The sequence below is a fragment of the Zoogloea sp. genome, from assembly GCF_041908905.1.
Taxonomy (GTDB): Bacteria; Pseudomonadota; Gammaproteobacteria; order Burkholderiales; family Rhodocyclaceae; genus Zoogloea.
This window is the reverse complement of sequence record NZ_JAYREK010000020.1, coordinates 40,132-66,024: the sequence shown is the minus strand read 5'-3', so window position 1 is coordinate 66,024 and position 25,893 is coordinate 40,132. Positions and strand designations below refer to the sequence as shown.

General features: G+C 63.0%; 39 protein-coding genes. 32 read left to right on the top strand and 7 right to left on the bottom strand.

The window, feature by feature from the left end:
• The 30 genes from ACE3OU_RS12145 to rplQ form a co-directional block, all read left to right on the top strand.
• Nucleotides 1-731, top strand: a 731-nt coding sequence (locus tag ACE3OU_RS12145) for an EF-Tu/IF-2/RF-3 family GTPase (protein ID WP_374241814.1), incomplete at its 5' end; no start/stop codon positions are given.
• 56 nt (nucleotides 732-787) lie between these two features.
• A complete protein-coding gene (gene rpsJ / locus ACE3OU_RS12140; protein ID WP_079432648.1) occupies nucleotides 788-1,099 on the top strand; it encodes a 30S ribosomal protein S10 in 312 nt (103 codons plus the stop codon).
• A 117-nt stretch (nucleotides 1,100-1,216) separates the two neighbouring features.
• Nucleotides 1,217-1,861, top strand: coding sequence for a 50S ribosomal protein L3 (rplC, locus tag ACE3OU_RS12135; protein ID WP_374241813.1), 645 nt, complete (start codon nucleotides 1,217-1,219; stop codon nucleotides 1,859-1,861).
• A 10-nt stretch (nucleotides 1,862-1,871) separates the two neighbouring features.
• Nucleotides 1,872-2,492: a 50S ribosomal protein L4 gene (gene rplD, locus ACE3OU_RS12130; RefSeq protein ID WP_374241812.1), complete on the top strand. Its 621-nt coding sequence runs from the start codon at nucleotides 1,872-1,874 to the stop codon at nucleotides 2,490-2,492.
• Nucleotides 2,489-2,794 (top strand): 50S ribosomal protein L23, encoded by a 306-nt coding sequence (rplW, locus tag ACE3OU_RS12125; RefSeq protein WP_299904411.1) that lies wholly within the window; start codon nucleotides 2,489-2,491, stop codon nucleotides 2,792-2,794. The genes rplD and rplW overlap by 4 nt, the downstream gene beginning before the upstream one ends.
• A gap of 5 nt (nucleotides 2,795-2,799) precedes the next feature.
• On the top strand, nucleotides 2,800-3,627 hold the full coding sequence (gene rplB / locus ACE3OU_RS12120; protein ID WP_374241811.1) for a 50S ribosomal protein L2: 828 nt from the start codon (nucleotides 2,800-2,802) through the stop codon (nucleotides 3,625-3,627).
• Nucleotides 3,628-3,637: 10 nt separating this feature from the next.
• Nucleotides 3,638-3,913: a 30S ribosomal protein S19 gene (rpsS, locus tag ACE3OU_RS12115; RefSeq protein ID WP_374241810.1), complete on the top strand. Its 276-nt coding sequence runs from the start codon at nucleotides 3,638-3,640 to the stop codon at nucleotides 3,911-3,913.
• 12 nt (nucleotides 3,914-3,925) lie between these two features.
• Entirely contained in the window at nucleotides 3,926-4,255 is a 330-nt protein-coding gene (rplV, locus tag ACE3OU_RS12110) for a 50S ribosomal protein L22 (protein WP_141354248.1), read from the top strand.
• A 9-nt stretch (nucleotides 4,256-4,264) separates the two neighbouring features.
• Nucleotides 4,265-5,089, top strand: coding sequence for a 30S ribosomal protein S3 (gene rpsC / locus ACE3OU_RS12105; protein ID WP_374241809.1), 825 nt, complete (start codon nucleotides 4,265-4,267; stop codon nucleotides 5,087-5,089).
• The gene (rplP, locus tag ACE3OU_RS12100) at nucleotides 5,058-5,471 is read left to right on the top strand and encodes a 50S ribosomal protein L16 (protein WP_374241818.1); all 414 of its coding nucleotides are present in this window, start codon (nucleotides 5,058-5,060) and stop codon (nucleotides 5,469-5,471) included. Before rpsC ends, rplP begins: the two co-directional genes overlap by 32 nt.
• 3 nt (nucleotides 5,472-5,474) lie before the next feature.
• The gene (gene rpmC, locus ACE3OU_RS12095) at nucleotides 5,475-5,669 is read left to right on the top strand and encodes a 50S ribosomal protein L29 (RefSeq protein ID WP_374241808.1); all 195 of its coding nucleotides are present in this window, start codon (nucleotides 5,475-5,477) and stop codon (nucleotides 5,667-5,669) included.
• Nucleotides 5,666-5,935, top strand: coding sequence for a 30S ribosomal protein S17 (gene rpsQ, locus ACE3OU_RS12090; RefSeq protein ID WP_374241807.1), 270 nt, complete (start codon nucleotides 5,666-5,668; stop codon nucleotides 5,933-5,935). The genes rpmC and rpsQ overlap by 4 nt, the downstream gene beginning before the upstream one ends.
• Before the next feature lie 150 nt (nucleotides 5,936-6,085).
• A complete protein-coding gene (gene rplN, locus ACE3OU_RS12085; protein WP_374241806.1) occupies nucleotides 6,086-6,454 on the top strand; it encodes a 50S ribosomal protein L14 in 369 nt (122 codons plus the stop codon).
• Between the two features lie 9 nt (nucleotides 6,455-6,463).
• Nucleotides 6,464-6,778, top strand: a complete 315-nt coding sequence (rplX, locus tag ACE3OU_RS12080; RefSeq protein WP_374241805.1) for a 50S ribosomal protein L24 — start codon at nucleotides 6,464-6,466, stop codon at nucleotides 6,776-6,778.
• Nucleotides 6,779-6,787: 9 nt separating this feature from the next.
• A complete protein-coding gene (rplE, locus tag ACE3OU_RS12075) occupies nucleotides 6,788-7,327 on the top strand; it encodes a 50S ribosomal protein L5 (RefSeq protein WP_374241804.1) in 540 nt (179 codons plus the stop codon).
• Nucleotides 7,328-7,334: 7 nt separating this feature from the next.
• A complete protein-coding gene (gene rpsN, locus ACE3OU_RS12070; protein WP_141354262.1) occupies nucleotides 7,335-7,640 on the top strand; it encodes a 30S ribosomal protein S14 in 306 nt (101 codons plus the stop codon).
• 10 nt (nucleotides 7,641-7,650) lie between these two features.
• Nucleotides 7,651-8,046, top strand: coding sequence for a 30S ribosomal protein S8 (gene rpsH, locus ACE3OU_RS12065; protein WP_374241803.1), 396 nt, complete (start codon nucleotides 7,651-7,653; stop codon nucleotides 8,044-8,046).
• Between the two features lie 12 nt (nucleotides 8,047-8,058).
• Nucleotides 8,059-8,592: a 50S ribosomal protein L6 gene (gene rplF, locus ACE3OU_RS12060; protein WP_374241802.1), complete on the top strand. Its 534-nt coding sequence runs from the start codon at nucleotides 8,059-8,061 to the stop codon at nucleotides 8,590-8,592.
• 12 nt (nucleotides 8,593-8,604) lie between these two features.
• Nucleotides 8,605-8,958, top strand: a complete 354-nt coding sequence (gene rplR / locus ACE3OU_RS12055) for a 50S ribosomal protein L18 (protein WP_374241817.1) — start codon at nucleotides 8,605-8,607, stop codon at nucleotides 8,956-8,958.
• Between the two features lie 12 nt (nucleotides 8,959-8,970).
• The gene (gene rpsE, locus ACE3OU_RS12050; RefSeq protein ID WP_374241801.1) at nucleotides 8,971-9,495 is read left to right on the top strand and encodes a 30S ribosomal protein S5; all 525 of its coding nucleotides are present in this window, start codon (nucleotides 8,971-8,973) and stop codon (nucleotides 9,493-9,495) included.
• A 3-nt stretch (nucleotides 9,496-9,498) separates the two neighbouring features.
• On the top strand, nucleotides 9,499-9,681 hold the full coding sequence (gene rpmD / locus ACE3OU_RS12045; RefSeq protein ID WP_300440715.1) for a 50S ribosomal protein L30: 183 nt from the start codon (nucleotides 9,499-9,501) through the stop codon (nucleotides 9,679-9,681).
• Nucleotides 9,682-10,122: a 50S ribosomal protein L15 gene (rplO, locus tag ACE3OU_RS12040; protein WP_374241800.1), complete on the top strand. Its 441-nt coding sequence runs from the start codon at nucleotides 9,682-9,684 to the stop codon at nucleotides 10,120-10,122.
• 71 nt (nucleotides 10,123-10,193) lie between these two features.
• The gene (gene secY, locus ACE3OU_RS12035; RefSeq protein WP_374241816.1) at nucleotides 10,194-11,456 is read left to right on the top strand and encodes a preprotein translocase subunit SecY; all 1,263 of its coding nucleotides are present in this window, start codon (nucleotides 10,194-10,196) and stop codon (nucleotides 11,454-11,456) included.
• 4 nt (nucleotides 11,457-11,460) lie between these two features.
• Nucleotides 11,461-11,679, top strand: coding sequence for a translation initiation factor IF-1 (gene infA / locus ACE3OU_RS12030; RefSeq protein ID WP_153162180.1), 219 nt, complete (start codon nucleotides 11,461-11,463; stop codon nucleotides 11,677-11,679).
• Between the two features lie 24 nt (nucleotides 11,680-11,703).
• Nucleotides 11,704-11,817 carry a 50S ribosomal protein L36 gene (rpmJ, locus tag ACE3OU_RS12025; protein ID WP_079432668.1) on the top strand — a complete coding sequence of 38 codons (114 nt, stop codon included), beginning with the start codon at nucleotides 11,704-11,706 and terminating at the stop codon, nucleotides 11,815-11,817.
• Between the two features lie 53 nt (nucleotides 11,818-11,870).
• Nucleotides 11,871-12,233: a 30S ribosomal protein S13 gene (rpsM, locus tag ACE3OU_RS12020; protein ID WP_141354279.1), complete on the top strand. Its 363-nt coding sequence runs from the start codon at nucleotides 11,871-11,873 to the stop codon at nucleotides 12,231-12,233.
• Nucleotides 12,234-12,246: 13 nt separating this feature from the next.
• A complete protein-coding gene (gene rpsK / locus ACE3OU_RS12015; RefSeq protein ID WP_079432670.1) occupies nucleotides 12,247-12,636 on the top strand; it encodes a 30S ribosomal protein S11 in 390 nt (129 codons plus the stop codon).
• Nucleotides 12,637-12,650: 14 nt separating this feature from the next.
• Nucleotides 12,651-13,280, top strand: a complete 630-nt coding sequence (rpsD, locus tag ACE3OU_RS12010; protein WP_374241799.1) for a 30S ribosomal protein S4 — start codon at nucleotides 12,651-12,653, stop codon at nucleotides 13,278-13,280.
• Between the two features lie 42 nt (nucleotides 13,281-13,322).
• Nucleotides 13,323-14,303, top strand: a complete 981-nt coding sequence (locus ACE3OU_RS12005) for a DNA-directed RNA polymerase subunit alpha (RefSeq protein ID WP_374241798.1) — start codon at nucleotides 13,323-13,325, stop codon at nucleotides 14,301-14,303.
• Nucleotides 14,304-14,329: 26 nt separating this feature from the next.
• Nucleotides 14,330-14,731, top strand: coding sequence for a 50S ribosomal protein L17 (rplQ, locus tag ACE3OU_RS12000; protein ID WP_374241797.1), 402 nt, complete (start codon nucleotides 14,330-14,332; stop codon nucleotides 14,729-14,731).
• 436 nt (nucleotides 14,732-15,167) lie between these two features.
• Here rplQ and cysN read toward each other — a convergent pair whose 3' ends face one another.
• The 6 genes from cysN to ACE3OU_RS11970 form a co-directional block, all read right to left on the bottom strand.
• On the bottom strand, nucleotides 15,168-16,439 hold the full coding sequence (gene cysN, locus ACE3OU_RS11995; RefSeq protein WP_374241796.1) for a sulfate adenylyltransferase subunit CysN: 1,272 nt from the start codon (nucleotides 16,437-16,439) through the stop codon (nucleotides 15,168-15,170).
• Nucleotides 16,439-17,374, bottom strand: a complete 936-nt coding sequence (gene cysD / locus ACE3OU_RS11990) for a sulfate adenylyltransferase subunit CysD (RefSeq protein WP_374241795.1) — start codon at nucleotides 17,372-17,374, stop codon at nucleotides 16,439-16,441. Before cysD ends, cysN begins: the two co-directional genes overlap by 1 nt.
• 33 nt (nucleotides 17,375-17,407) lie before the next feature.
• Nucleotides 17,408-18,133, bottom strand: coding sequence for a phosphoadenylyl-sulfate reductase (locus ACE3OU_RS11985; protein ID WP_374241794.1), 726 nt, complete (start codon nucleotides 18,131-18,133; stop codon nucleotides 17,408-17,410).
• A 13-nt stretch (nucleotides 18,134-18,146) separates the two neighbouring features.
• Entirely contained in the window at nucleotides 18,147-18,671 is a 525-nt protein-coding gene (locus ACE3OU_RS11980) for a DUF934 domain-containing protein (protein ID WP_374241793.1), read from the bottom strand.
• A complete protein-coding gene (locus ACE3OU_RS11975; protein WP_374241792.1) occupies nucleotides 18,664-20,346 on the bottom strand; it encodes a nitrite/sulfite reductase in 1,683 nt (560 codons plus the stop codon). The genes ACE3OU_RS11980 and ACE3OU_RS11975 overlap by 8 nt, the downstream gene beginning before the upstream one ends.
• A gap of 67 nt (nucleotides 20,347-20,413) precedes the next feature.
• A complete protein-coding gene (locus tag ACE3OU_RS11970) occupies nucleotides 20,414-21,193 on the bottom strand; it encodes a sulfite exporter TauE/SafE family protein (protein ID WP_374241791.1) in 780 nt (259 codons plus the stop codon).
• 125 nt (nucleotides 21,194-21,318) lie between these two features.
• Here ACE3OU_RS11970 and cysB point away from each other — a divergent pair, with 125 nt between their 5' ends.
• Nucleotides 21,319-22,260, top strand: a complete 942-nt coding sequence (gene cysB / locus ACE3OU_RS11965; RefSeq protein WP_374241790.1) for an HTH-type transcriptional regulator CysB — start codon at nucleotides 21,319-21,321, stop codon at nucleotides 22,258-22,260.
• A 435-nt stretch (nucleotides 22,261-22,695) separates the two neighbouring features.
• Here the strand turns inward: cysB and ACE3OU_RS11960 are convergent, their stop codons facing one another.
• Nucleotides 22,696-23,757, bottom strand: a complete 1,062-nt coding sequence (locus ACE3OU_RS11960; RefSeq protein WP_374241789.1) for a PEP-CTERM sorting domain-containing protein — start codon at nucleotides 23,755-23,757, stop codon at nucleotides 22,696-22,698.
• Between the two features lie 341 nt (nucleotides 23,758-24,098).
• Between ACE3OU_RS11960 and ACE3OU_RS11955 the strand changes: the two genes are divergently transcribed.
• A complete protein-coding gene (locus ACE3OU_RS11955; protein WP_374241788.1) occupies nucleotides 24,099-25,886 on the top strand; it encodes a monovalent cation:proton antiporter-2 (CPA2) family protein in 1,788 nt (595 codons plus the stop codon).
• Nucleotides 25,887-25,893: the final 7 nt, after the last annotated feature.

The following is a 25,893-nucleotide window of genomic DNA, read 5'->3' as shown; positions in this document are numbered from 1 at the left end:
TGCGCGAGCTCCTCTCCAAGTACGACTTCCCGGGCGACGATGTGCCCATCGTCAAGGGTTCCGCCCTGAAGGCCCTCGAAGGCGACCAGTCCGACATCGGCGAGCCGTCGATCTTCCGTCTGGCCGACGCCCTCGACAGCTACATCCCGACCCCGGAGCGTGCCATCGATCAGCCCTTCCTGCTGCCGATCGAAGACGTGTTCTCGATCTCCGGCCGTGGCACCGTGGTGACCGGTCGTGTCGAGCGCGGCATCGTCAAGGTGGGTGAAGAAATCGAGATCGTCGGTATCGTCCCGACCGTCAAGACCACCTGCACCGGCGTGGAAATGTTCCGCAAGCTGCTGGACCAGGGTCAGGCTGGCGACAACGTCGGCGTGCTGCTGCGTGGCACCAAGCGTGAAGACGTGCAGCGCGGCCAGGTGCTGTGCAAGCCGGGCTCCATCAAGCCGCACACCCACTTCACCGGCGAGGTGTATGTCCTCTCCAAGGAAGAGGGCGGCCGTCACACCCCGTTCTTCAACAACTACCGTCCGCAGTTCTACTTCCGTACCACGGACGTGACCGGTTCCATCAGCCTGCCGGAAGGCACCGAGATGGTGATGCCGGGCGACAACATCTCCATGACCGTCAAGCTGATCGCTCCGATCGCCATGGAAGAAGGTCTGCGTTTCGCCATCCGTGAAGGCGGTCGTACCGTCGGCGCCGGTGTCGTTGCCAAGGTTATCGAGTAATATTCAAACGGGTGCGGCGCATGGTGTGCCGCACCGACTGCTCTTTGGGAAACAAAATGCAAAACCAGAAGATCCGTATCCGTCTCAAGGCCTTCGACTACAAGCTGATCGACCAGTCGGCCCTCGAGATCGTTGATACCGCGAAGCGCACCGGCGCTGTCGTCCGTGGTCCCGTGCCGCTGCCGACCCGCATCGAGCGTTTCGACCTGCTGCGTTCGCCGCACGTCAACAAGACCTCTCGCGATCAGTTCGAGATCCGCACCCATCTGCGTCTGATGGACATCGTGGATCCGACCGACAAGACCGTCGATGCGCTGATGAAGCTGGATCTGCCGGCTGGCGTGGACGTCGAGATCAAGCTGCAGTAAATCAAAAGTATTGCGTTACTGGTGCAAGGGCCGATATAATCCGGCCCTTGTGCTTTTTGGCGCATCTTGTAATTGCAATCGGTCCTGGTCAATCGCAACCAGGGTAAGGAGAATAAAATGAGTCTAGGCCTTGTCGGGCGCAAGGTGGGCATGACTCGCATTTTTGCCGAGGATGGTGCTTCCATTCCGGTGACTGTGCTGGACGTGTCCAACAACCGTGTGACCCAGATCAAAACGGCTGAAACGGATGGCTACTCTGCCGTTCAGGTGACCTTTGGTGTTCGGCGTGCCAGTCGTGTGAATAAGGCTGCTGCCGGCCATCTCGCCAAGGCTGGTGTCGAGGCGGGTCACGTTTTCAAGGAATTCCGCGTTGATGCCGATCGTCTTGCCTCTCTGAAGGCTGGTGACGTCGTTGGTGTCGATATTTTTGCGGTCGGTCAAAAAGTCGACGTGAGTGGTGTCTCGCTTGGTAAAGGCTATGCCGGTACCATCAAGCGTCACAACTTCGCTTCCGGTCGTCAGACCCACGGTAACTCCCGTAGTCACAACGTGCCGGGTTCCATCGGTATGGCACAGGATCCGGGTCGTGTTTTTCCGGGCAAGCGCATGACCGGTCATCTCGGTGCTGCCAACTGCACCGTGCAGAACCTGGAAGTGGTTCGCGTCGATCTCGAGCGCGGCCTGTTGATGATCAAGGGCGGTGTGCCCGGCCATGATGGCGGCGATGTGGTTGTTCGCCCTGCTGTCAAGGCGGGTAACTGACGGAGGCGTGATGGAACTGAAGCTGTTGAACGAACAGGGTCAGGCTGCTGCGACCCTTCAGGCGTCCGACGCGCTGTTTGGTCGTGATTACAACGAAGCCCTGATTCATCAGGTCGTCGTTGCCTACATGGCCAACGCCCGTTCTGGCAATCGTGCCCAGAAGGGTCGTGACGAAGTCTCTCACACGACCCACAAGCCGTGGCGTCAAAAGGGTACCGGTCGTGCCCGTTCCGGTATGGGCTCCAGCCCGATCTGGCGTGGGGGCGGTCGCGCTTTCCCGAACAAGCCGGACGAGAACTTCTCCCACAAGGTTAACCGCAAGATGTACCGTGCCGGTGTTGCCGCGATCCTGTCGCAGCTGGCCCGTGAAGATCGTCTGTCGGTTGTCGAGGGTTTTGCGGTTGAAGCGCCGAAGACCAAGCTCCTCGCCCAGAAACTGAAGGGCATGGGTCTTGAGTCGGTTCTGGTGATCACCGATTCCTTTGACGAAAACCTGTACCTGTCGGCTCGTAACCTTCCGAACGTCCTCGTTCTGGATGTCACCGAGACCGATCCGGTTTCCCTGGTGCGTTTCCCGAAGGTGCTGGTCACCAAGGGTGCCGTCGCCAAGATGGAGGAGATGTGGCAATGAGCGCATTCAAGGAAGAGCGTCTGATGCAGGTGCTGCTCGCTCCCCAGATCTCTGAGAAGGCGACCTACATCGCCGACAAGAACGAGCAGGTGGTGTTCCGTGTCGCCAGCGACGCAACCAAGCCGGAAGTCAAGGCTGCTGTCGAGCTTCTCTTCAAGGTTGAAGTGAAGGCCGTCCAGGTTGCGAACGTCAAGGGCAAGGAAAAGCGCTTCGGCAAGATGATGGGCCGCCGCAAGGGCTGGAAGAAGGCGTACGTCTGCCTGAAGCCGGGCCAGGAAATCAACTTCGCGGCCGGGGAGTAAGCAAGATGGCACTCGTTAAAGTCAAACCGACTTCCGCCGGCCGCCGCGCCGTCGTCAAGGTCGTCAGCCCGAACCTGCACAAGGGTGCGCCGGTTGCTTCCCTCGTCGAGAAGCAGTCGAAGACGGCCGGCCGTAACAACAACGGCCACATCACGACCCGTCACAAGGGTGGCGGTCACAAGCAGCACTACCGTCTCGTCGATTTTCGTCGCAACAAGGACGGCATCGTCGCGAAGGTCGAGCGTCTCGAGTATGACCCGAACCGCTCCGCCCACCTCGCGCTGCTGTGCTACGCCGATGGCGAGCGTCGCTACATCATCGCCCCGAAGGGTCTCGTCGTCGGTCAGACCGTCGTCAGTGGCTCCGAGGCGCCGATCAAGGCTGGCAACGCGCTGCCGATCCGCAACATCCCGGTTGGTACGACCCTGCACTGTGTCGAGATGATCCCTGGCAAGGGTGCTCAGCTCGCCCGCGCTGCGGGTACCTCGGTTCAGCTGCTTGCTCGCGAAGGCATCTACGCTCAGGTTCGCCTGCGCTCCGGTGAAATCCGCCGCGTGCACGTCGAGTGCCGCGCGACCATCGGTGAAGTCGGCAACGAAGAGCACAGCCTGCGCAAGATCGGCAAGGCCGGTGCGAATCGTTGGCGTGGTATTCGCCCGACCGTTCGCGGTGTGGCGATGAACCCGATCGATCACCCGCACGGTGGTGGTGAAGGCCGTACTGGCGAAGGCCGCGTGCCGGTCAGCCCGTGGGGTCAGCCGACCAAGGGTTATCGTACCCGTAGCGTCAAGCGTACCGACTCGATGATTGTTCAGCGTCGGCACAAGCGATAAGAGGTAAGACATGGCACGTTCTATTAAGAAGGGCCCGTTTGTCGACGCTCACCTCCTCAAGAAGGTGGACGCGGCTCGGGACTCGAATGACAAGCGCCCGATCAAGACCTGGTCGCGTCGCTCCACGGTGCTCCCGGATTTTGTTGGCCTTACGATCGCCGTGCATAACGGTCGCCAGCACATCCCGGTGTACGTTTCCGAAAACATGGTTGGCCACAAGCTTGGCGAATTCGCGCTCACCCGGACGTTCAAGGGTCACGCCGCCAGCAAGAAGGCCAAGCGCTAAGGAGAGATGACGATGGAAACCAAAGCCATTCTCCGCGGCGTTCGCCTGTCGGAACAAAAGGGCCGTCTGGTTGCAGATCTGGTTCGCGGCAAGTCGGTCGAGCAAGCGCTCAACATTCTGACCTTCAGCCCTAAAAAAGGCGCGAAGATCATCAAGAAGGTTGTCGAGTCTGCGATCGCGAACGCCGAGCACAACGACGGCGCTGATATCGACGCGCTGCGCGTGAAGTCGATCTACGTCGAGCAGGGGATGACGCTGAAGCGTTTCACCGCTCGTGCGAAGGGTCGTGGCAATCGCATCAGCAAGCCGACCTGCCATATCTACGTGACGGTCGGAGAGTAAGGAGAACCCATGGGACAGAAAATCCATCCGACCGGCTTTCGCCTGGCGGTAACGCGTAACTGGGGCTCCCGCTGGTTTGCTGCTGGCAGCGACTTCGCCACGATGCTGAACGAGGATCTGAAGGTCCGCGAGCATCTGAAGAAGAAGCTCGCCCACGCCTCCGTGAGCCGTGTGGTCATCGAGCGTCCGGCCAAGAACGCCCGCATCACCGTTTTCAGCGCCCGTCCGGGCGTCGTGATCGGCAAGAAGGGTGAGGACATCGAGAAGCTGAAGGCCGACCTGCAGGGCATCATGGGTGTGCCGGTGCATGTGAACATCGAAGAAGTTCGCAAGCCCGAGACCGATGCTCAGCTGATCGCCGACTCGATCTCCCAGCAGCTCGTGAAGCGGATCATGTTCCGTCGCGCCATGAAGCGCGCGATGCAGAACGCCATGCGTCTGGGTGCCCAGGGCATCAAGATCATGAGCTCCGGCCGTCTGAACGGTGCCGAAATCGCTCGTACCGAGTGGTATCGCGAAGGTCGTGTGCCCCTGCACACCCTGCGCGCCGACATCGACTACGGCGTGTCCGAAGCCCACACCACCTACGGTGTCATCGGCATCAAGGTGTGGGTGTACAAGGGCGAGGCTCTCGCCCGTAACGAGCAGCCTGCTGCGACGGAAAACGAAGGCGAAGCTCGCCGCGGCCGTCGTCGCAATGAGGGTGCCGACAGCAAGCCGGGTGCCAAGCGGCCCGCGCGCCGCACCGGCGGCGAACAGGCTGATGGCGCAAAACGGACCAAGAAAGAAGCAGGAGTGAATGATGCTGCAGCCGTCGAGAAGGAAGTATCGTAAGGAGCAGAAGGGCCGCAATAAGGGTCTCGCCACCCGCGGTGCCGCTGTAAGCTTTGGCGAGTACGGTCTGAAGGCGGTTGGGCGTGGTCGTCTTACTGCTCGCCAGATCGAATCTGCCCGTCGTGCCATGACCCGTCACATCAAGCGCGGCGGGCGGATCTGGATTCGCGTTTTCCCGGACAAGCCGATCTCGCAAAAGCCGGCGGAAGTGCGTATGGGTAACGGCAAGGGCAGCCCGGAATACTGGGTTGCTGAAATTCAGCCGGGCAAGGTGTTGTACGAGATGGATGGTGTTGACGAGGCTCTGGCTCGCGAGGCGTTCCGCCTGGCTGCTGCCAAGCTGCCGATCGAGACCACCTTCGTTGTCCGGAGGATGGGGTAAATCATGAAAGCTTCGGAATTGCGGGCGAAGGACGCCAGCCAGCTCAACGCTGAACTGCTCGAACTGCTGAAGGCTCAATTCAGCCTTCGCATGCAGATCGCGACTCAGCAGCTGAGCAACACTTCGCAGCTCGGCAAGGTTCGCAAGGACATCGCCCGAGTCAAGACCATTCTTCGCGAGAAGGCGGGTGCGAAATGAACGATCAAGTTAAAAACAAGCGCGTTGAAGTTGGCCGTGTTGTCAGCGACAAGATGACCAACACCGTGACCGTTCTGGTTGAGCGTCGCGTGAAGCACCCGCTGTACGGCAAGGTGATCAAGCGTACCGCCAAGTATCACGCTCACGTTGAGACGGGTGTCGAGGCAGCGGAAGGCGATCTGGTCCAGATCGAGGAATGCCGCCCGATCTCCAAGACGAAAACTTGGCGTGTCACCCAGGTTCTCGAAAAGGTTGTTGCAGTCTAAGTTGTAGTTGTTCGTATAAATGGCTTGCCAAGAGATTGGCAAGCCATTATTATTGCTGTCTTTGCTCTTGCACGGTTCCTGTGCAAGTCCAATCAACCCGAACGGGATCCAAAACTGGCCGCCGATAGCGTGTCAAGTTGGAGAGTTTAAATGATCCAAATGCAATCGATGCTGGACGTCGCCGATAATACTGGCGCGCGTTATGTGATGTGCATCAAGGTGCTTGGCGGCTCGAAGCGTCGCTACGCCGGTGTTGGTGACATCATCAAGGTGAGTATCAAGGATGCGGCCCCGCGTGGTCGTGTCAAGAAGGGTGACGTTTACAGCGCCGTGGTGGTTCGTACCGCCAAGGGCGTGCGTCGTCCGGATGGCTCGCTGATCAAGTTCGACCGCAATGCCGCGGTCCTGCTTAACAACAAGGGCGAGCCGATCGGTACGCGTATCTTCGGACCGGTGACGCGTGAACTGCGTACCGAGAAGTTCATGAAGATCGTCTCCCTGGCGCCCGAAGTTCTCTAAGGAGTAGTTGTGAACAAGATTCGCAAAGGCGACGAAGTCGCCGTCCTTACGGGCAAAGACAAGGGTAAGCGCGGTACCGTCCTTCGCGTCGACGGCGATGTCGTCGTGGTCGAAGGCATCAATCGCGTGAAGAAGCATGTGCGCCCGAACCCGATGAAGGGTGAGGTTGGCGGCATCGTCGAAAAGGAAATGCCGATCCAGGCTTCCAATGTGGCGGTGTTCAATGCTGCGACTCAGAGGGCTGATCGCGTTGGCTTCAAGGTGCTCGAGGACGGCCGCAAGGTTCGCGTCTTCAAGTCCAATGGCGAAGTAGTGGATGCGTAAGGAATAGTCATGGCGCGCCTGCAAGAATTCTACAAAGAGACCGTTTCGCCTGAGCTTCGTCAGAAGTTCGGCTACAAGTCGGTCATGGAAGTCCCGCGTATCACCAAGATCACCCTGAACATGGGTGTTGGTGAGGCCGTGGGCGACAAGAAGGTTCTGGACTACGCTGTTGGCGATCTGCAGAAGATCGCCGGCCAGAAGCCCGTTACCACCAAGGCGAAGAAGTCGATCGCCGGCTTCAAGATTCGCGACGGCTATCCGATCGGCTGCATGGTCACCCTCCGTGGTCCGCGCATGTACGAGTTCCTGGACCGTCTGGTCACGATCGCCATGCCGCGTATCCGCGACTTCCGCGGTATTGCCGGCAAGGGCTTCGATGGCCGTGGCAACTACAACCTGGGCGTCAAAGAGCAGATCATTTTCCCGGAAATCGAGTACGACAAGATCGATGCTCTGCGCGGGATGAATATCAGCATCACCACGACGGCCAAGACGGACGACGAGGCGCGCGCTCTGCTCGCCGCGTTCAAGTTCCCTTTCAAGAACTGAGGGTTTTATGGCGAAACTGTCTCTGATCAATCGCGAAGAGAAGCGCGCGAAGATGGTTGCAAAGTTCGCGGCCAAGCGTGCTGCTCTGTTCGAGCAGATCAACAACGCCAAGCTGTCGGACGAGGAGCGCATGGTTGCGCGTCTGAAGCTGCAGCAACTGCCGCGTAATTCGAGCCCGTCCCGTCAGCGTAACCGCTGCGAGCAGACTGGTCGTCCGCGTGGTGTTTTCCGTAAATTCGGTCTCTGCCGTAACAAGCTGCGTGAAGTTGCCTTCCGCGGTGAAGTTCCCGGCATGACCAAGGCAAGCTGGTAAGGGGTCGAAGATGAGCATGTCTGATCCGATCGCCGATATGCTGACGCGGATTCGCAACGCGCAGCAGGCGCAAAAGAGCTCTGTCGCGATGCCTTCCTCCAAGCTGAAGGTTGCAATCGCCAAGGTTCTGAAGAGCGAAGGCTACATCGACGATTTCGTTGTCTCGCAGAGCGAAGGCAAGGCCGAACTGGCCCTGTCGCTGAAGTATTACGCAGGCCGTCCGGTCATCGAGCGTATCGAACGCGTCAGCCGCCCTGGTCTGCGTGTTTACAAGGGTAGCGATGACCTGCCCCGCGTTATGAATGGCCTCGGTGTGGCGATCGTCTCCACCCCGAAGGGTGTGATGACCGACCGCGCTGCGCGCGCTGCCCGTGCCGGCGGCGAAGTGCTCTGCGTCGTGGCTTAAGGGAGAATCGCAATGTCCCGTGTAGCCAAGAATCCGGTCGTTGTTCCGGCAGGTGTGGAAATCAAGATCGATGCAGGCCAGATCGTCGTGAAGGGCCCGCTGGGCTCCCTTGCGCAGGCTGTGCATCCGTCTGTCAAGGTCGAGCAGGGCGAGGCCGGTGTTCAGTGCTCCGCCATCGAAGGTGCGGTCAATGGCAAGGCCATGTCCGGCACGATGCGCGCACTGGTCAACAACATGGTGATCGGCGTTTCCAAGGGTTTCGAGCGCAAGCTGAACCTGGTTGGCGTGGGCTATCGTGCCCAGGCCCAGGGTGACAAGCTGAACCTCAGCCTCGGTTTCTCCCACCCGGTGGTCCATCAGATGCCCGTCGGCATCAAGGTCGAGACTCCGACGCAGACCGAAATCGTTATCAAGGGTGTCGACAAGCAGGTCGTCGGCAAGGTTGCCGCTGAAGTTCGTGCCTACCGTGCGCCGGAGCCCTACAAGGGCAAGGGCGTCCGTTACTCGGACGAAGTGGTCACCTTGAAAGAAACCAAGAAGAAGTAAGGGCGGATCATGATCAACAAGAAGGAAACGCGTTTGCGCCGGTCACGGAAAACCCGTGCCAAGATTGCGGAAATGAAGGCAGTCCGTCTGTCCGTGTTCCGTTCCAACTGCCATATCTACGCGCAAGTCATCTCCGGCTGCGGCTCCAAGGTGCTCGCCGCCGCTTCCACCGTGGAAGCGGAAGTTCGCGCCCAGGTGTCGAACGGCGGCAACAAGGCCGCCGCCGAGGTGGTGGGCAAGCTGATTGCCGAGCGCGCCAAGGCTGCAGGCATCGAGGCGGTCGCCTTCGACCGTTCCGGCTTCCAGTACCACGGCCGCGTGAAGGCGCTTGCCGATGCCGCCCGCGAAGGCGGTCTGAAGTTCTAAGCGAGGTTGAACATGGCTAAGCAGCAAACTAAAAAAGTTCAGGCCTCTGACGAGCGTGATGACGGCCTGCGCGAAAAGATGGTCTCCATCAATCGCGTCACCAAGGTTGTGAAGGGTGGCCGTATTCTCGGCTTCGCCGCTCTGACCGTGGTGGGTGATGGTGATGGTGGTATCGGCATGGGCAAGGGCAAGTCCCGTGAAGTCCCGGTCGCCGTCCAGAAGGCGATGGAAGAAGCTCGTCGCAAGATGAACAAGGTGTCCCTGAAGAACGGCACCCTGCATCACTCCGTGATCGGCAAGCATGGCGCTTCGTCGGTCCTGATGCAGCCGGCTCCGACCGGTACCGGCATCATCGCCGGTGGCGCGATGCGCGCGGTGTTCGAAGTGATGGGCGTTACCGACATCATCGCCAAGTCGATCGGCTCCACGAATCCGTACAACGTGGTTCGCGCCACGCTGAACGGCCTCATGGCCACCAATGCTCCTTCCGTGATTGCCGCCAAGCGTGGCAAGACGGTCGAAGAGATCCAGGGGTAAGTCATGTCCGATAAGAAACTGAAAGTTACGCTCGTCAAGAGCGTTATCGGTACCAAGCAGTCCCATCGTGCAACCGTTCGCGGTCTTGGACTTCGCCGACTCCACCACACGGTGGAACTGCAGGATACCCCTGCTGTTCGCGGCATGATCACCAAGGTCGCTTACCTCGTTAAGTGTGAGGCTTAAATGCGCTTGAATGCGATTAAACCTGCCGCTGGCGCCAAGCACGCTGCGAAGCGCGTGGGCCGTGGCATCGGTAGCGGCCTGGGCAAGACTGCCGGTCGCGGTCACAAGGGTCAGAAGTCCCGTACTGGCGGCTTCCACAAGGTCGGTTTCGAGGGCGGTCAGATGCCCATGCAGCGTCGTCTGCCGAAGCGCGGCTTCGTGTCCCTGACGCGTGCCCGTATCGGTGAGGTTCGCCTGTCCGAGCTCGAGGCTCTGCCGGTCGAGGATGTGGATCTGCTCGTTCTGCAGCAGGCCGGCATCGTCGCCGCCGACGCGCTCGCGGCCAAGGTGGTCCTGTCCGGCGCCATCACCCGCAAGGTCAACCTGCGTGGTGTGGCGGCGACCAAGGGTGCCAAGGCAGCTATCGAAGCGGCTGGCGGTTCCGTTCAGTCTGCCGAGTAAGGTTCAGCGTGGCTAATCAGCAGTCCGCGCTGGCGGCGCCGGGAAAATTCGGGGACCTCAAGCGTCGCTTGATGTTCCTGCTGGGGGCTCTGATCGTTTATCGCATCGGAGCCCACATCCCGGTGCCGGGCATCGATCCGGTGGCGTTGGCGGATCTGTTCAAGAGTCAAAAGGGTGGCATCCTCGGGGTGTTCAACCTTTTCTCGGGCGGAGCGCTTTCCCGTTTCACGATCTTCGCGCTGGGGATCATGCCGTATATTTCGGCATCGATCATCATGCAGCTCCTGACTGTGGCTTCCCCGCAGCTCGAGGCGCTCAAGAAGGAAGGTGAAGGCGGGCGCCGTAAGATTACTCAATACACGCGCTATGGCACGCTTGCGCTGGCCCTGTTCCAGGGTCTGGGTATCGCTGTCGCGCTGGAGTCTCAGCAGGGTCTGGTCATCGATCCCGGTCTGATGTTCCGTTTTGTGACTGTCTCAACTCTTGTCACCGGGACGATGTTCCTGATGTGGCTGGGCGAGCAGATCACCGAGCGTGGCTTGGGTAACGGGATCTCGATCATCATCTTCGCGGGTATTGCTGCTGGTCTGCCGAATTCGCTCGGCGGTCTCTTTGAGCTGGTTCGCACCGGTGCCATGCACCCCTTCACCGCACTCGTCATCTGTGTGCTGGTGGTCGTCGTCACCGGGGTGGTGGTCTTCGTGGAGCGTGGTCAGCGCAAGATTCTCGTGAATTACGCCAAGCGACAGGTGGGCAACAAGATTTACGGTGGTCAGAGCTCGCATCTGCCGCTGAAGTTGAACATGTCGGGCGTGATTCCGCCGATTTTTGCATCGAGCATCATCCTGTTTCCGGCAACGCTTGCTCAGTGGTTCGGTTCTTCCGAGAGCATGACCTGGCTGAAGGATCTGGGTTCTACTCTAGCTCCTGGTCAGCCGATCTACGTGATCTTGTACGCGGCAGCGATCGTTTTCTTCTGCTTCTTCTATACGGCTCTTGTCTTCAATTCCAAGGAGACGGCCGACAACCTGAAGAAGAGCGGGGCCTTCGTCCCGGGGATTCGTCCTGGTGAGCAGACGGCGCGCTACATCGACAAGATCCTGATGCGTCTGACTTTGGCTGGTGCGGTTTACATCACGTTGGTGTGCCTGCTGCCGGAGTTTCTGATCCTGAAGTGGAATGTGCCTTTCTACTTCGGCGGGACTTCCTTGTTGATCATCGTGGTGGTGACGATGGACTTCATGTCCCAGGTTCAGGCCTACATCATGTCCCACCAGTACGAAAGCCTGTTGAAGAAGGCTAACTTCAAGGGCTCCCGGTCCGCGCTCAAGTAGGCTTATGTCGAAGGAAGATTACATCGAGATGCAGGGTGAGGTTCTCGAGAACCTCCCCAATGCGACCTTCAGAGTGAAGCTTGAAAATGGCCACGTGGTTCTTGGCCACATCTCGGGGAAGATGCGGATGCACTACATCCGGATTCTTCCCGGCGACAAGGTTACGGTGCAGCTGACGCCGTATGATTTGAGCAGGGCCCGGATCGTTTTCCGAGCGAAATAACAGAATAGTAGTCAGGAGCTAGAAATGAGAGTTCAAGCATCGGTCAAGCGGCTTTGCAGAAACTGCAAGATTGTCCGTCGCAAAGGTGTTGTTCGCGTGATCTGTACTGATCCGCGCCACAAGCAGCGTCAGGGTTGATGCGGTCACCCGCATTCTTTATAATTTAACGTTTAGCATTTTGGGGTGAACGCATGGCCCGCATTGCAGGGGTAAACATTCCCAACCACAAGCACACCGAGATCGCGCTGACCGCGATTTTCGGTATTGGGCGCACTCGTGCGCAACAGATCTGTGATGCGGCCGGCATTGGCCGCTCCGTCAAGATCAAGGATCTGACCGAGTCGGACATGGAACGGCTGCGCGACGAAGTCGCGAAGTTCACCGTCGAGGGTGACCTGCGTCGTGAAGTGACGATGAGTATCAAGCGCCTCATGGATCTGGGGTGCTATCGCGGGGTGCGCCATCGTCGTGGTTTGCCCCTTCGTGGCCAGCGCACGCGTACCAACGCCCGTACCCGTAAGGGGCCGCGCAAGGCGATCGCCGGCAAGAAGTAATCAGGGATAAGACATGGCAAAGACTGCTGCGAAGGTTCGCAAGAAGATCAAAAAGAACGTGGCTGAGGGCATCGCCCACGTGCACGCTTCTTTCAATAACACGATCATCACGATCACCGATCGCCAGGGCAACGCGCTGTCGTGGGCTACCTCCGGTGGCGCCGGCTTCAAGGGTTCCCGCAAGAGCACCCCGTTCGCTGCCCAGGTTGCCGCCGAAGCGGCTGGCAAGGTGGCCATCGAGTGCGGCATCAAGAACCTGGAAGTGCGCGTGAAGGGCCCCGGCCCCGGTCGCGAATCCAGCGTTCGCGCGCTGAACGCGCTGGGTATCAAGATCACCACGATCACTGATATCACGCCGATCCCGCACAACGGCTGCCGTCCGCCGAAGAAGCGTCGTATCTGACAAGGAGTTGAACAGTGGCTCGTAATCTTGACCCGAAGTGCCGTCAGTGCCGTCGCGAGGGTGAAAAGCTCTTCCTGAAGGGCGAAAAGTGCTTTACCGATAAGTGTGCGATCGAGCGTCGCTCCTATGCGCCTGGCCAGCACGGCCAGAAGTCTGGTCAGCGCCTGTCCGGCTATGGTGTGCAACTGCGTGAAAAGCAGAAGATCCGCCGCGTCTACGGCGTGCTGGAGCGTCAGTTCCGCAAGACCTATGCCGAAGCTGACCGTCGCAAGGGCCAGACCGGTGAGAACCTGCTGCAGCTGCTCGAAGGCCGTCTGGATGCCGTCGCCTATCGCATGGGCTTCGGTGCCTCCCGCGCCGAAGCACGCCAGGTCGTTCGCCACAATGGCGTCCTGGTCAATGGCAAGCGCGTGAATATCCCGTCCTACACGGTTCGTCCGGGCGACGAGATCGCTCTGACCGACAGCGCTCGCAACCAGCTGCGCGTCAAGGCCGCTCTGGAAGCCGCCGATTCCCGTGGCTTCCCCGAGTGGCTGGCTGTTGATGCCAAGGCCGGCAAGGGTACGTTCAAGGCTTATCCGCAGCGCGCGGAACTGCCTGCGACCCTGAACGAAGGTCTGGTTGTCGAACTGTATTCGCGTTAATGGTGGTCGCGCCTCTGGCGCGACTCTATAGAAGGATTGTCGATGCAAAGTAATGCTCTGCTGAAACCGCGCATCATCGAGGTGCAGAACGTTTCGCCGGTGCATGCCCGCGTGACCATGGAGCCGTTTGAACGCGGCTTCGGTCATACGCTTGGTAATGCGCTTCGCCGGATTCTGCTCTCCTCGTTGCCGGGCTACGCGCCGACCGAGGTGTCGATCGAGGGCGTACTGCATGAGTACTCGACGCTGGATGGTGTGCGGGAAGACGTTGTCGACCTGCTGCTGAACCTGAAGGGTGTTGTTCTCAAGCTGCATGGTCGTAACGAAGCAACGCTGTCGCTGGTCAAGGCTGGCGAAGGCGTCGTGACGGCCGCGGACATCGAAGTCTCCCACGACGTCGAAGTCATCAACCCGGATCACGTGCTGGCGCACCTCGCGCCGGGCGGCAAGCTCGATCTGCAGATCAAGGTCGAGCAGGGACGTGGTTACGTCCCCGGCAACCAGCGTCCGGCGGCGGGCGAGACGAAGACCATCGGTCGTATCGTTCTCGACGCGTCGTTCAGCCCGGTTCGTCGTGTCAGCTATTCGGTGGAAAGCGCTCGCGTCGAGCAGCGTACCGACCTGGACCGTCTGGTGCTCGACATCGAGACCAACGGTGCTGTCGATCCGGAAGAGGCCGTTCGTTTCGCGGCGCGGGTGCTGATGGATCAGCTTTCCGTGTTCGCGGATCTCGAGGGCACTCCGACGGCGGTTGAGGCGCCCAAGGCTCCGACCATCGATCCGATCCTGCTCCGTCCGGTTGATGATCTCGAGCTGACCGTCCGCTCCGCGAACTGCCTGAAGGCCGAGAACATCTACTACATCGGTGATCTGATCCAGCGCACCGAAACCGAACTGCTCAAGACGCCCAACCTGGGCCGCAAGTCGCTGAACGAGATCAAGGAAGTCCTTGCCTCGCGCGGTCTGACGCTGGGCATGAAACTTGAAAACTGGCCGCCGGCCGGGCTGGAAAAGCTCGGTTGAGCGTAACGAAGAAGAGGTAATTCCAAATGCGTCACCGTAATGGTCTTCGCAAGCTCAACCGCACCAGCAGCCATCGTCAGGCTATGCTGCGCAACATGGCAAATTCCCTGCTGCGTCACGAGGTCATCAAGACCACCGTGCCGAAGGCCAAGGAACTGCGCAAGGTTGTTGAGCCGCTGATCACCCTCGGCAAGAAGCCGAGCCTGGCCAACCGTCGTCTGGCTTTCGACCGTCTGCGCGACCGCGAGATCGTCGTCAAGATCTTCGACGAGCTGGGTCCGCGTTTCACCGCCCGCAACGGCGGTTACCTGCGTATCCTGAAGTGCGGTTTCCGTGATGGCGACAACGCTCCGATGTGCTTCGTCGAACTGCTCGACCGTCCGGAAGTTGAAGTTGCCGCGCCGGAAACGGAACAAGCCGCTGCCTGATTAAGGCAGATGCTAAAAAAAGCCAGCTTAGCTGGCTTTTTTTTCGTCCGCAGCAGATGTATGGATGTCGAGCCGGGTGTTTGCAAGTCAGGTCCTGGCGATGCGATCTGCGGATTCTCACCGCCGGCCGGAGAGTTTTTTTGTCATTTCCACGGTACATCAACTGTGCGACGGTAAGCGTCGCCGCGGCCAATGTTTTCGGGCAGGCCGGCGCGCCGGATATGGTGCTTCTGGCAGCGTAGCTCTGAATCGATGGGATGAGCTTGTGGCCACGCGTTGCCTTTGGGGGCGTCGTTGGGGCTGGCTCCGCCCCGTCGGTGGTGTTTGCCAGGCTTCACGGGCGGAGATTGTCGGGCCAGTGCGTCCGGACGCTGACCGTGAAAAAACCCGCCGGGCTTGCGCCGGGCGGGCTTTGGGGCGTGGTGGGAAGGCTTCGTCAGGCGACGATCATGCCGGCGCCGACGGTGTTGTTGGTGGATTCGTCAATGAGGATGAAGGCGCCGGTGGCGCGGGAGTCCTCATAGCGATCGGCGAAGATCGGCTGGGCGAGTTTCAGGCTGACGCGGGCGATGTCGTTCATCGCCAGGGTGGTGGCCGGTTCGTTGGCGAGGGTGTTGATGTCGACCCGGTGGGCGATCGCCGCGACCTTGGCCTTGACTTCGCGGGTCGTGTGACGGAGCCAGTAGGTGCGGGCGGGTGACAGGGCCGTCTCGGAGAGCCAGCAGACGAGGGCTTCGACTTGCTTGCTCTGGGCCGGGGCTTCGCCGCTGGCGACGATCATGTCGCCGCGGGAGATGTCGATCTCGTCTTCGAGGAGCAGGGTCACCGACTGTTCGTGGATGGCCTTGGGCAGCGACTGGCCGTACAGCTGGATGTCCTTCACGCGGGTGGTGAGGCCGTTGGGGAGCACCGTCACGCTGTCGCCGACGTTGATCTCGCCGGCTTCGACGCGACCCATGAAGCCACGGTAGTCGTGCAGCTCGGGGTTGTCGGAGGCCTGGGGACGACAGACGTACTGCACCGGGAAGCGGAAGCTCTCGGCCTTTTCGGTGTGGGCTGCGGGTGCCGATTCGAGGATGTCGATCAGCGTCGGGCCGTCGTACCAGCCGAGGCGCTCGCCGCGGTCGACGATCATGTCGCCGTTGAGGGCCGACAGCGGGATGAAGCGCACGTCGGTGAGGCCGATCTGGTCGGCGAAGGCCTTGTATTCGCCGACGATGCGATCGTAGGTGGCCTGGTCGTAGTCGACGAGGTCCATCTTGTTGACGGCGACGACCACATGGGGGATGCCCACCAGCTTGGTGAGGTAGCTGTGGCGACGGGTCTGGGTGAGCACGCCCTTGCGCGCATCGATCAGGATGATGGCCAGGTTGGCGGTGGAGGCCGCGGTGACCATGTTGCGGGTGTATTGCTCGTGGCCCGGCGCGTCGGCGATGATGTACTTGCGGGTGCCGGTGGAGAAGTAGCGGTAGGCGACGTCGATGGTGATCCCCTGCTCGCGCTCGGCCTGCAGGCCGTCGGTGAGGAGGGACAGGTCGACGGCGGTCATGCCGCGCTTGCTGGAGGTCTTCTCGATGGCGGTCAGGGTGTCGGCCAGGATTGCCTTGGTGTCGAACAGCAGGCGGCCGATAAGGGTGCTCTTGCCGTCATCGACGGAGCCGCAGGTCAGGAAGCGCAGCAGGCCGTGGTCTTCAACGTGGGCGGACATCAGAAGTAACCCTCTTTCTTGCGTTGTTCCATGGAGGCTTCGCTGGTCTGGTCGTCCAGACGGGTGGCGCCGCGCTCGGTGATGGTGGTGGTGGCGGTTTCGACGACGATCTTCTCGACGCTGTCGGCGGCGGATTCGACCGGCGCGGTGCACGAGATGTCGCCGACGGTGCGGAAGCGCACCTGCAGGTCGACGATCTCCTCGCCGGCCTTGGGCAGGTTGGTGAGCTCGCCGTTCATCAGCGGCACATTGACCGGCACGATCGCGCCCTGGCGGATCACCACCGGGCGGGTGTGGGCGAAGTAGATGGACGGCAGCTCGAGGCCTTCGCGCTCGATGTACTGCCAGACGTCCATCTCGGTCCAGTTGCTGATCGGGAAGGCGCGGATGTTCTCGCCCTTGTGGCTGCGGGCGTTGTAGAGGTTCCACAGCTCGGGGCGCTGGTTCTTCGGGTCCCATTGGCCGAACTCGTCGCGGAAGCTCATGATGCGCTCCTTGGCGCGGGCCTTTTCCTCGTCGCGGCGGGCGCCGCCGATGCAGGCGTCGAAGCCGAATTCCTCGATGGCCTCGAGCAGCGTCACCGACTGGTGCTTGTTGCGGGATTCGTTCTCGCTCTTCAGCACCACGGTGCCGCGCTTCATCGAGTCTTCGACGGAGCGCACGATCAGCCGCTCGCCCAGCTCGGCGGCGCGCTTGTCGCGGAACTCGACGACTTCGCGGTAGTTGTGGCCGGTGTCGATGTGCATCAGCGGGAAGGGGAACTTGCCCGGGCGGAAGGCCTTCTCGGCGATCCGCAGCATGCAGATGGAGTCCTTGCCGCCGGAGAAGAGCAGCACGGGGTTGCTGCACTGGCCGGCCACTTCACGCATGATGTGGATGGCTTCCGATTCGAGCCAGTCCAGGTGGCTCAGGGTTTGTTTGGTGAGCGTCGACATTGATTTACTCGGTTGATGTGGCTCGGGCCGCCGTCACTTCTTGACGTGCAGGCCGCATTCCTTGGATTCGGGATTCTCCCACCACCAGCGTCCGGCGCGCACGTCCTCGCCGATGGAAATCGGGCGGGTGCAGGGCGCGCAGCCGATGCTTGGGTAGAACTTGTCGTGGAGGGCGTTGTAGGGCACCTGGTTCAGCCGGATGTAGGCCCAGACTTCCTTTTCGGTCCAGTCGGCCAGCGGGTTGAACTTGACGAGGCCGTTGCCCGCGTCGAGCTCGCGCTTGGGCAGGTCGGTGCGGGTGGTGGATTGCTGGGCGCGCAGGCCGGTGATCCAGGCCTGCTTGCCGGCCAGCGCCCGGCCGAGGGGCTCGACCTTGCGGGCATGGCAGCAGGCCTTGCGCAGTTCGACGCTGCCATAGAAGGCGTTGATGCCGTGCTCGCGGGTGTAGGCCTCGACGGCCTCGTGGCGCGGATAGTAGAACTTGAGCTTGAGGCCGTAGTGCTGCTGCACCCGGGCCATCAGGTCGTAGGTCTCGAGGGGCAGGCGGCCGGTGTCGAGGGAGAAGATCTCGATGGGCAGCTGGCTGGTGGCGATCACGTCGGTGAGCACCATGTCCTCGGCGCCGAGGCTGTTGGCCAGGGTGATGGCCGGCAGCTCCGCCGCCCAGGCAGCGAGGTCGGCCTTGAGCTGGGCGACCTTGGCTTCGAGGCTGGCCAGCAGGGCCGGGTCGTCGAGCTTGGGGTTCTGGTTCGGGTGCATGGCGGCTCCTCGCTCAGGCGCTGCGTTGGGCGCGGCGGAACAGGGGTTCCGGCTGGTCGATGGCGGCCTGGTAGGGGGCCGAGAAATCCTTCAGGCTGGCCAGGCTCTCTTCGAGCTGGGCGTCGGAGTACTTGCCGGCCTTGGGCTGGATCGTGTCGAAGCCACAGCGCTGCATGAAGAAGAACTGGTCGCGCAGCACGTCGCCGATGGCGCGGATCTCACCCTTGAAGCCGTAGCGGCTGCGCAGCAGCGCGGCGGCCGAGTAGGCGCGGCCGTCGGTGAACTTGGGGAAGTTGAGGGCCACCGCGGAGATCTCGCCGAGGTCGGGGGCGAGGTCTTCCACGTTGTCGTGGCTGTCGAGCCACACGCCGACGTCCTTGCGGTCGCTGAAGGCGGACTTGTGGGCCTGCCAGACGGCGAGGGGGATGAATACCGGGCCGGCCGGCAGGCTGAGCGCCTCGGGGGCCTGGCTCTCGTCGAGCACGAGGATTTCGGCGCTGTCGTCGATGAGGCGGCCGTTCTTGATGAGCTTAGGCATTTTGCTTCCTTTCGGTGACGGCGGCTTCGCCATACACGCCGAGCTTGAAGGGGTCGAGGCCGGTGCGGCGGACGGTTTCGATGAAGCGCTCGCCCGGCTGGCGCTGGGCCAGATACACATTGATGATTTTGGAGATCACATCGGGCATCTCGGCGGCGGCAAACGAGCGGCCGATGACCTTGCCGAGGCTGGTCTGGTTGCCCTGGCTGCCGCCGAGGCTGACCTGGTACCACTCCTCGCCGTTCTTGTCGACGCCGAGAATGCCGATGTGGCCTACATGGTGGTGGCCGCAGGAGTTCATGCAGCCGGAGATGTTGAGCTCGATGTCGCCGATGTCGTGGAGGTAGTCGAGGTCGTCGAAGCGGGCCTGGATGGCGTTGGCGATGGGGATCGACTTGGCGTTGGCCAGCGCGCAGAAGTCGCCGCCCGGGCAGCAGATCAGGTCGGTGAGCAGGCCGAAGTTGGGCGTGGCGAGGCCGGCGGCGCGGGCCTTCTCCCACACCGCGAAGAGGTCGGACTGCCTGACGTCGGCGAGCACCAGGTTCTGCTCGTGGGTGGCGCGGACTTCGCCGAAGCTGTAGGCGTCGGCCAGCTCGGCGACGAGGTCGAGCTGGGCGTCGGTGATGTCGCCGGGTGCGCGCTTGGGGTCCTTCAGCGACAGCACCACGATGGCGTAGCCGGGCTGGCGATGGGCCAGCACGTTGCGCCGGGCCCAGGCGGCGAAGGCCGGGTCGGCGGCGCGCTGGCTCACGTAGCCGGCGTCATCCGCGGGCCGGGTCTCGTAGGCGGGCGTCGTGAAGTGGCCGGCCACGCGGGTCAGCTCGGCCTCGGTGAGGGTGTTCGGGCCGCCCTTGCCGAAGGTCCATTCCTCCTCGACCTGGCGCTTGAACTCGGCGACGCCGAGGGCCTTCACCAGGATCTTGATGCGCGCCTTGTAGAGGTTGTCGCGACGGCCGTAGCGGTTGTAGACGCGCAGGATCGCCTCGCAGTAGGTGATGATGTCCTGCCAGGGCACGAAGGCGTTGATCTCCTCGCCGATGATCGGGGTGCGGCCCATGCCGCCGCCGACCAGCACGCGGAAGCCGATTTCACCGGCCGCGTCGCGCTTGAGCTCGAGGCCGATGTCGTGGCACTGGATGACGGCCCGGTCTTCGGTGGCGCCATTGACGGCGATCTTGAACTTGCGCGGCAGGAAGGCGAACTCGGGGTGGAAGGTGCTCCACTGGCGCAGGATCTCGCACCAGGGGCGCGGGTCGAGGTATTCGTCGGCGGCGACGCCGGCGAAGGGGTCGGAGGTGATGTTGCGGATGCAGGCGCCGGAGGTCTGGATGGCGTGCATCTGCACGGTGGCGAGGCCGGCCAGGATCTCGGGCACCACCTTCAGCTCGGGCCAGTTGAACTGCACGTTCTGGCGGGTGGTGATGTGGGCGTAACCCTTGTCGTAGGTGCGGGCGATGCGGGCCAGCTCGCGCACCTGGGTGGACGACAGCAGGCCGTAGGGCACCGCGATCCGCAGCATCGGCGCGTGGCGCTGGATGTACAGGCCGTTCTGCAGGCGCAGGGGGCGGAACTCCTCGTCGGAGAGCTCGCCGGCCAGGTAGCGGCGGGTCTGGTCGCGAAACTGGGCGACGCGCTCGTCGACGATTCGCTGGTCGTAGGGGTCGTAACGGTACATGCTGGGTTCCTGTCTGTTTTTCGAGCCGGGCGGCGGCGCCCGGGGAGGCTATTGTCGTTCGGAGCGTTCAGGCCGCAATCAGTTTGCCACCCACCAGGACCAGCATGCCGGCCAGGATGGGGCGCAGCACCCGGTCGGGCACCCGGGTGGAAACGTGGCTCCCCAGCCAGATGCCCGGCAGCGAGCCGATCAGCAGGCTGCCCAGCAGCGACCAGTCGACGCTGCCCAGGAACCAGTGGCCGATGCCGGCCACCAGGGTGAGGGGCACCGCGTGGGCGATGTCGCTGCCGACGATGCGCAGGGTCGGCAGGCGGGGGTAGAGGAAGAACAGGGCGCTCACGCCGAGGGCGCCGGCGCCCACCGACGAGATCGACACCAGCACGCCGAGCACGGCGCCGGTGACGACGGTGAGGGTGGCCGTGCGGCGCGGGTTCTCGCGCCCGTCCGAGTGGCGGAGGGCAAAGGCCTGGATCTGCTTGCGGAAGATGATCGCCACCGCGGTGAGCAGCAGCGCCACGCCGAGGGCCACCTTGATCAGCCCCGTCGCGCCGCCGATGCCGCCGGGCGCCAGCTGGCCGAGGACGAGCAGGGTCAGCGCCGCGGCCGGGATGCTGCCGAGGGCGAGCCGGCGGGTGATGGCCCAGTCGACGGTGCCCTTCAGCCCGTGGGCCAGGGTCCCGCCGGCCTTGGTGATGGCGGCGTAGAGCAGGTCGGTGCCGACCGCCACCGAGGGGTGGATGCCGAACAGCAGGACCAGCAGCGGCGTCATCAGCGAGCCGCCGCCGACCCCGGTGAGGCCGACGATGGCGCCGACGGAAAAGCCGGCAACGGTGTAAGCAATGTCCATGATGACCCTCGAAATCTTGTGCGCCGCATTGTAATGGCAGCGGTTATGGGCAAATAGCTTTGCTGGGTTAAACTATAAGAACAAAAAGTTATATAGGCTCCCCGGGGCTGCCCGGCGCGTTTCCCATGAACATCCAGCAACTGCGTTACGTGTTCGAAGTGGCCCGGCACGGGCTCAATGTCTCCGAGGCCGCCGAGGCGCTGTTCACCTCCCAGCCCGGCGTTTCCAAGCAGATCCGCCTGCTCGAGGAGGAACTGGGCGTCGAGATCTTCGTGCGCCACGGCAAGCGCCTGGTGGCGATCACCGAGCCGGGCCAGCAGGTGCTGACGATCGCCGAGCGGATGCTCCTCGACATGGACAACCTGCGCCAGGTGGGGGCCGAGTTCAGCAACGAAGCCAGCGGCAGCCTGTCCATCGCCACCACCCATACCCAGGCGCGCTACGCCCTGCCGCCGGTGATCCAGGCCTTCGTGACGCGCTACCCCAACGTGCGCCTGTCCCTGCATCAGGGCAGCCCTCGCCAGGTCTGCGAATACGTGCTCTCCGGCGAAGCCGACATCGCCATCGCCACCGAGGCCATCGCCGAGGAGGGCAGCCTGGTGATGCTGCCCTGCTACCAGTGGAACCGTTGCGTGATCGCGCCCCTGCGCCACCCCATCCTCAGCACCCAGCCGCTGACCCTGGAGGCCATCGCGCGCTATCCGGTCATCACCTACGATTTCGCCTTCACCGGGCGCAACCAGATCAACAAGGCCTTCATGGGCCGCGGCCTCAAGCCCAACGTGGTGCTCACGGCGATCGACTCGGACATCATCAAGACCTACGTGGGGATGGGGCTGGGCATCGGGATCCTGGCGCGGATGGCCTACGATCCGGTGGCCGACCGCGGGCTGGGCATGGTGGATGCCGCCCATCTCTTCGAGTCCAGCACCACGCGGATCGGGGTGCGCCGCAACGCCTGGCTGCGCGGCTACGTGTATGCCTTCATCGAGCTCTTCGCGCCGCACCTGAGTCGGCGGGTCGTGGATGCAGCGCTGGCCGGGGGCGGCGAGGACCCCGGCCTGTAAGGGCGCCCAGCGCCTGGAGTGGTGGCCGGCCCGATGTTTCCGGCCCCCGGTGCGACCGCCGGCGCGCACGCGACAACGTAAAAACCACCGACAAGCGCGCCGGGGCCCGATGAACGGGTGCGGCCCGGCGGGCAGGCGGGTCCGCCACCCATGAAATATTTTTTATTTTTAAAAATTTTTTAAAATTTAGATATTTCGGCGCCGGAGCACATATTTCCCCATGGCCTTGTCACGCCGCGGAACAGGCTCGAAGCCCGGCACGGCAACGTCCGAGGCTGCAAAAAGCGGCCGGCGAGTGTAAGAAATGCCGACAGAACGGCGTGCCGGCAGGGGAAAATGCGGTGAGTCAGGCCGCGGGAGGGGCTTTTCGGCGGCGGTGCACCCACGAAAAAGGCCGGGGTCGCCCCCGGCCTCGAGTGTCCCGCTGCGCCGCTTTCAGGCCGTGGGCTTGCGCCGCAGGGCGAAAGCCCCCAGCAGGCCCACGGCGGCCAGGGCGGCCGAGGCGGGTTCGGGAACGCGCTGGACGTTCTCCATCGTGCCGATGAACACCTTCTCGCTGCCGCCGTTGAGGGCGTAGTCGGGGTCGCAGGCGCTGCCGCCACCGGCGGGCACCTGCGGGAAGGCGCCTTCCGGCCCGCAGCCCAGGCGGAAGTCCACGTGGAGCGCGTAGTTCGCCAGGGTTTCACCCGGATTGACGTTGGAGGCGAGGGTGTCGAGCACGTCGGCCAGTTTGACGTTGAGCTCCGGGAAAACGATCGCGTAGGCGGCCCGGTCGCCCCCCAGGTTGTGCTGGAACTCGAAGAGGTGGGGCTGGCTGCAATCCACCATCCCGCTGGCGTCGGCGCAGACCAGCCCGCCGGACATCAGGAAGTCCGTGACCTGTGGCGCGGCGCCGTCCGAGGTGTAGCGCTGGACGTCGGCCAGCGGGGCGCCGGTGCCCGCAACCCCGCCGCCGACCGGCGGGGCGCCGTAGCCGGGCAGCCCGTTCGTCGGGTCGTGGTCGTCGTTGGTGAGGTCGTAGCGGCCGATCACCACGCCGTTGTGGGTCAGTTCGACCCGCGCCCAGCCCGCCAGGTTGTCGCCGTAGCCGGTCTCGTTGTTGGCGAAGAAGAAGACCGGCGCGTTCCTGCTCAGGTCGAGGGCTGTGTCGAGGGCCTCCAGGGAGCTGTCCCACCAGCCGATGCGGTCCCAGCTGCCTTCCGGGCTGGCGCTGCCGGGTTCGTTGCCGCTGCCCATGCGGAAGCCCTTGATGTTGTTGGCGCTCGGCGTGTCGAAGGCGTCGTCCATGCCGGCGATCGGGTTGCCGAGCTGGCTCTGCAGCCCCAGCTTGGTGTAGAGGTCGATCTGTCCCGGGCCGGCCATCACTTCCAGACCATTGATCGGTAGCGAATAGGAGTTCGCATCGCCGTAGGTCATGTAGTAGCCGCCGGTCAGGTCAAAGGCCGCCGCGGGGGAGACCATCGCAGCACAGGTGGCGGCGGCGGTCAGTGTGTGCACGATCCTTTTTTTTGCCGATTTCATTGTCGTCTCCGGTAATGGTGAGAGATACGTTGAAAACCATGCGCCCGACACTCATGAAGCAGTAAATGTGCCAATTTTTATAAAAACATCGAATATGGTGTATCTCCCCGGCCTGACCCCTCGCCCGGCGCCCTGGGGAATGACGCGTGGCGCGGGGGAGCGCCCGCGCTGTAAGAAAATCCGACGCCCGATTTGGGTTTTCATCGGGGCGAAGGGGGCCGTCGATTGTTTCCAGATCCTTCGACGCCCGGTCGGCGAGGGGGCTTTGTGAGAAACTCGATGGGTTACCGCTCCGAAGGCCCGCGTCCTCCCCGCCCATGCAATCCCTGACCACCTTTGCCGCCCTCCTGCTGGCGTCCGTCGTCTTCGTGCCGCTGTTCAAGCGGGCGGGTCTGGGGACGGTGCTCGGCTATCTCGCGGTGGGCATGCTGATCGGCCCCTTCGGCATCAAGCTGGTGCGTGACCCGGACAACCTGCTGCACACGGCCGAGCTCGGGGTGGTGCTGCTGCTCTTCGTGATCGGGCTGGAGCTGAAGCCCTCGCGCCTGTGGGCCCTGCGCCGCTCGGTGTTCGGGCTGGGGGCGCTGCAGCTGGCCGGGGCGGCGCTGGCGCTGGCGGCGGCGGGGCGTTATCTGGGGCTGTCGGTGCCGGCGGCGGCGGTGGTCGGGATCATCCTGGCCCTGTCGTCCACGGCCTTCGTGCTGCCGACCCTCTCCGAGCGGGGCGAGCTGTCGACCCGCCACGGGCGCGAGGCCTTCGCGATCCTGCTGTTCCAGGATCTGTCGGTGATCCCGCTGCTGGCCCTGATCCCCCTGTTTGGCACCGGCAAGCCCACCGCGTTGACCCACCCCGGCGTGGGCCTCGGGCTGCTGGTGGTGGTGGCGGTGGTCGGCCGGCCGCTCCTCAACGCGCTGTTCCGCCACGTGGCGCGGGTCAACAGCCGCGAGATGTTCACCGCCGCGGCGCTGGTCACCGTGCTGGGCCTGGCGCTGATGATGCAGGCCGGCGGCCTGTCGATGTCCCTGGGTGCCTTCGTGGCCGGGGTGCTGCTGGCCGATTCGGCGTTCCGCCACGAGCTGGAAGCCTCCATCGCGCCCTTCCAGGGGCTGCTGCTCGGCCTCTTCTTCATGGCCGTGGGGATGTCCACCAACCTCAGCCTGCTGGTGAAGTTCCCGTGGCAGATCCTCGGTCTGACGCTGGGCCTGGTGGTCATCAAGTTCGTGACGTTGTATGCCCTGCGCCGCCTGATCGGCGGCTGCAAGGCCGACGCGCGGCCGCTGGCGCTGGCGCTGGCCCAGGGCGGCGAGTTCGCCTTCGTGCTGTTCGACGCGGCCCAGTCTTTCCGGGTGCTCGGCGAGGTGCAGGCCGACAAGCTGACCCTGGTGGTGGCGCTGTCGATGGCCCTGTCGCCCCTGCTGCTGATGCTCGGCGACCGCCTGGCCCAGGCCGAGAACAAGGCCGCGCCGCAGCGGGACTTCGACACCATGCCGGACGGCGGGGCGGAGGTGGTGATTGCCGGTTTCGGGCGGATGGGGCAGATCGTCGGCCGCCTGTTGCTGGCCCGCGGGGTGCCCTTCACCGCGCTGGACGCCGACCCGGAGCACGTGGACGTGGTGCGCAAGTTCGGCCTGAAGGTGTTCTACGGAGACGCCGGCAACCTGGACCTGCTGCATGCGGCGCAGCTGGGCGAGGCCAAGGTCCTGGTGCTGGCGATCGACGATGTGGAGGCGTCGCTGCGTACCGCCGAGCTGGTGCGCCGGCATTTCCCCCATGTGCAGATCGTCGCCCGGGCGCGCAACCGCTTTCACGCCAGCCGCCTGATGGACCTGGGCATCCAGCGCCAGATCCGCGAGACCCTGCCGGCCAGCCTGGAGCTGGCCCGGTGGACCCTCGAGCTGCTCCATGAGCCGCCGGCCCTGGCCGAGCAGCTGGTGAGCCGCTTCGCCCGCCACGACGCCGACCTGCTGGCCCGCCAGCAGGCGATCCTCCACGACGAGGGGCAGCTCATCCAGTCGTCCAAGGCGTCGCGGGATGAGCTGGCACAGATCCTGGAAGAGGCCCGCGCCGCCTTTGCCCGCAAGGAGCGGGGGCAGCGGGCGGCTTAGCGCCGGC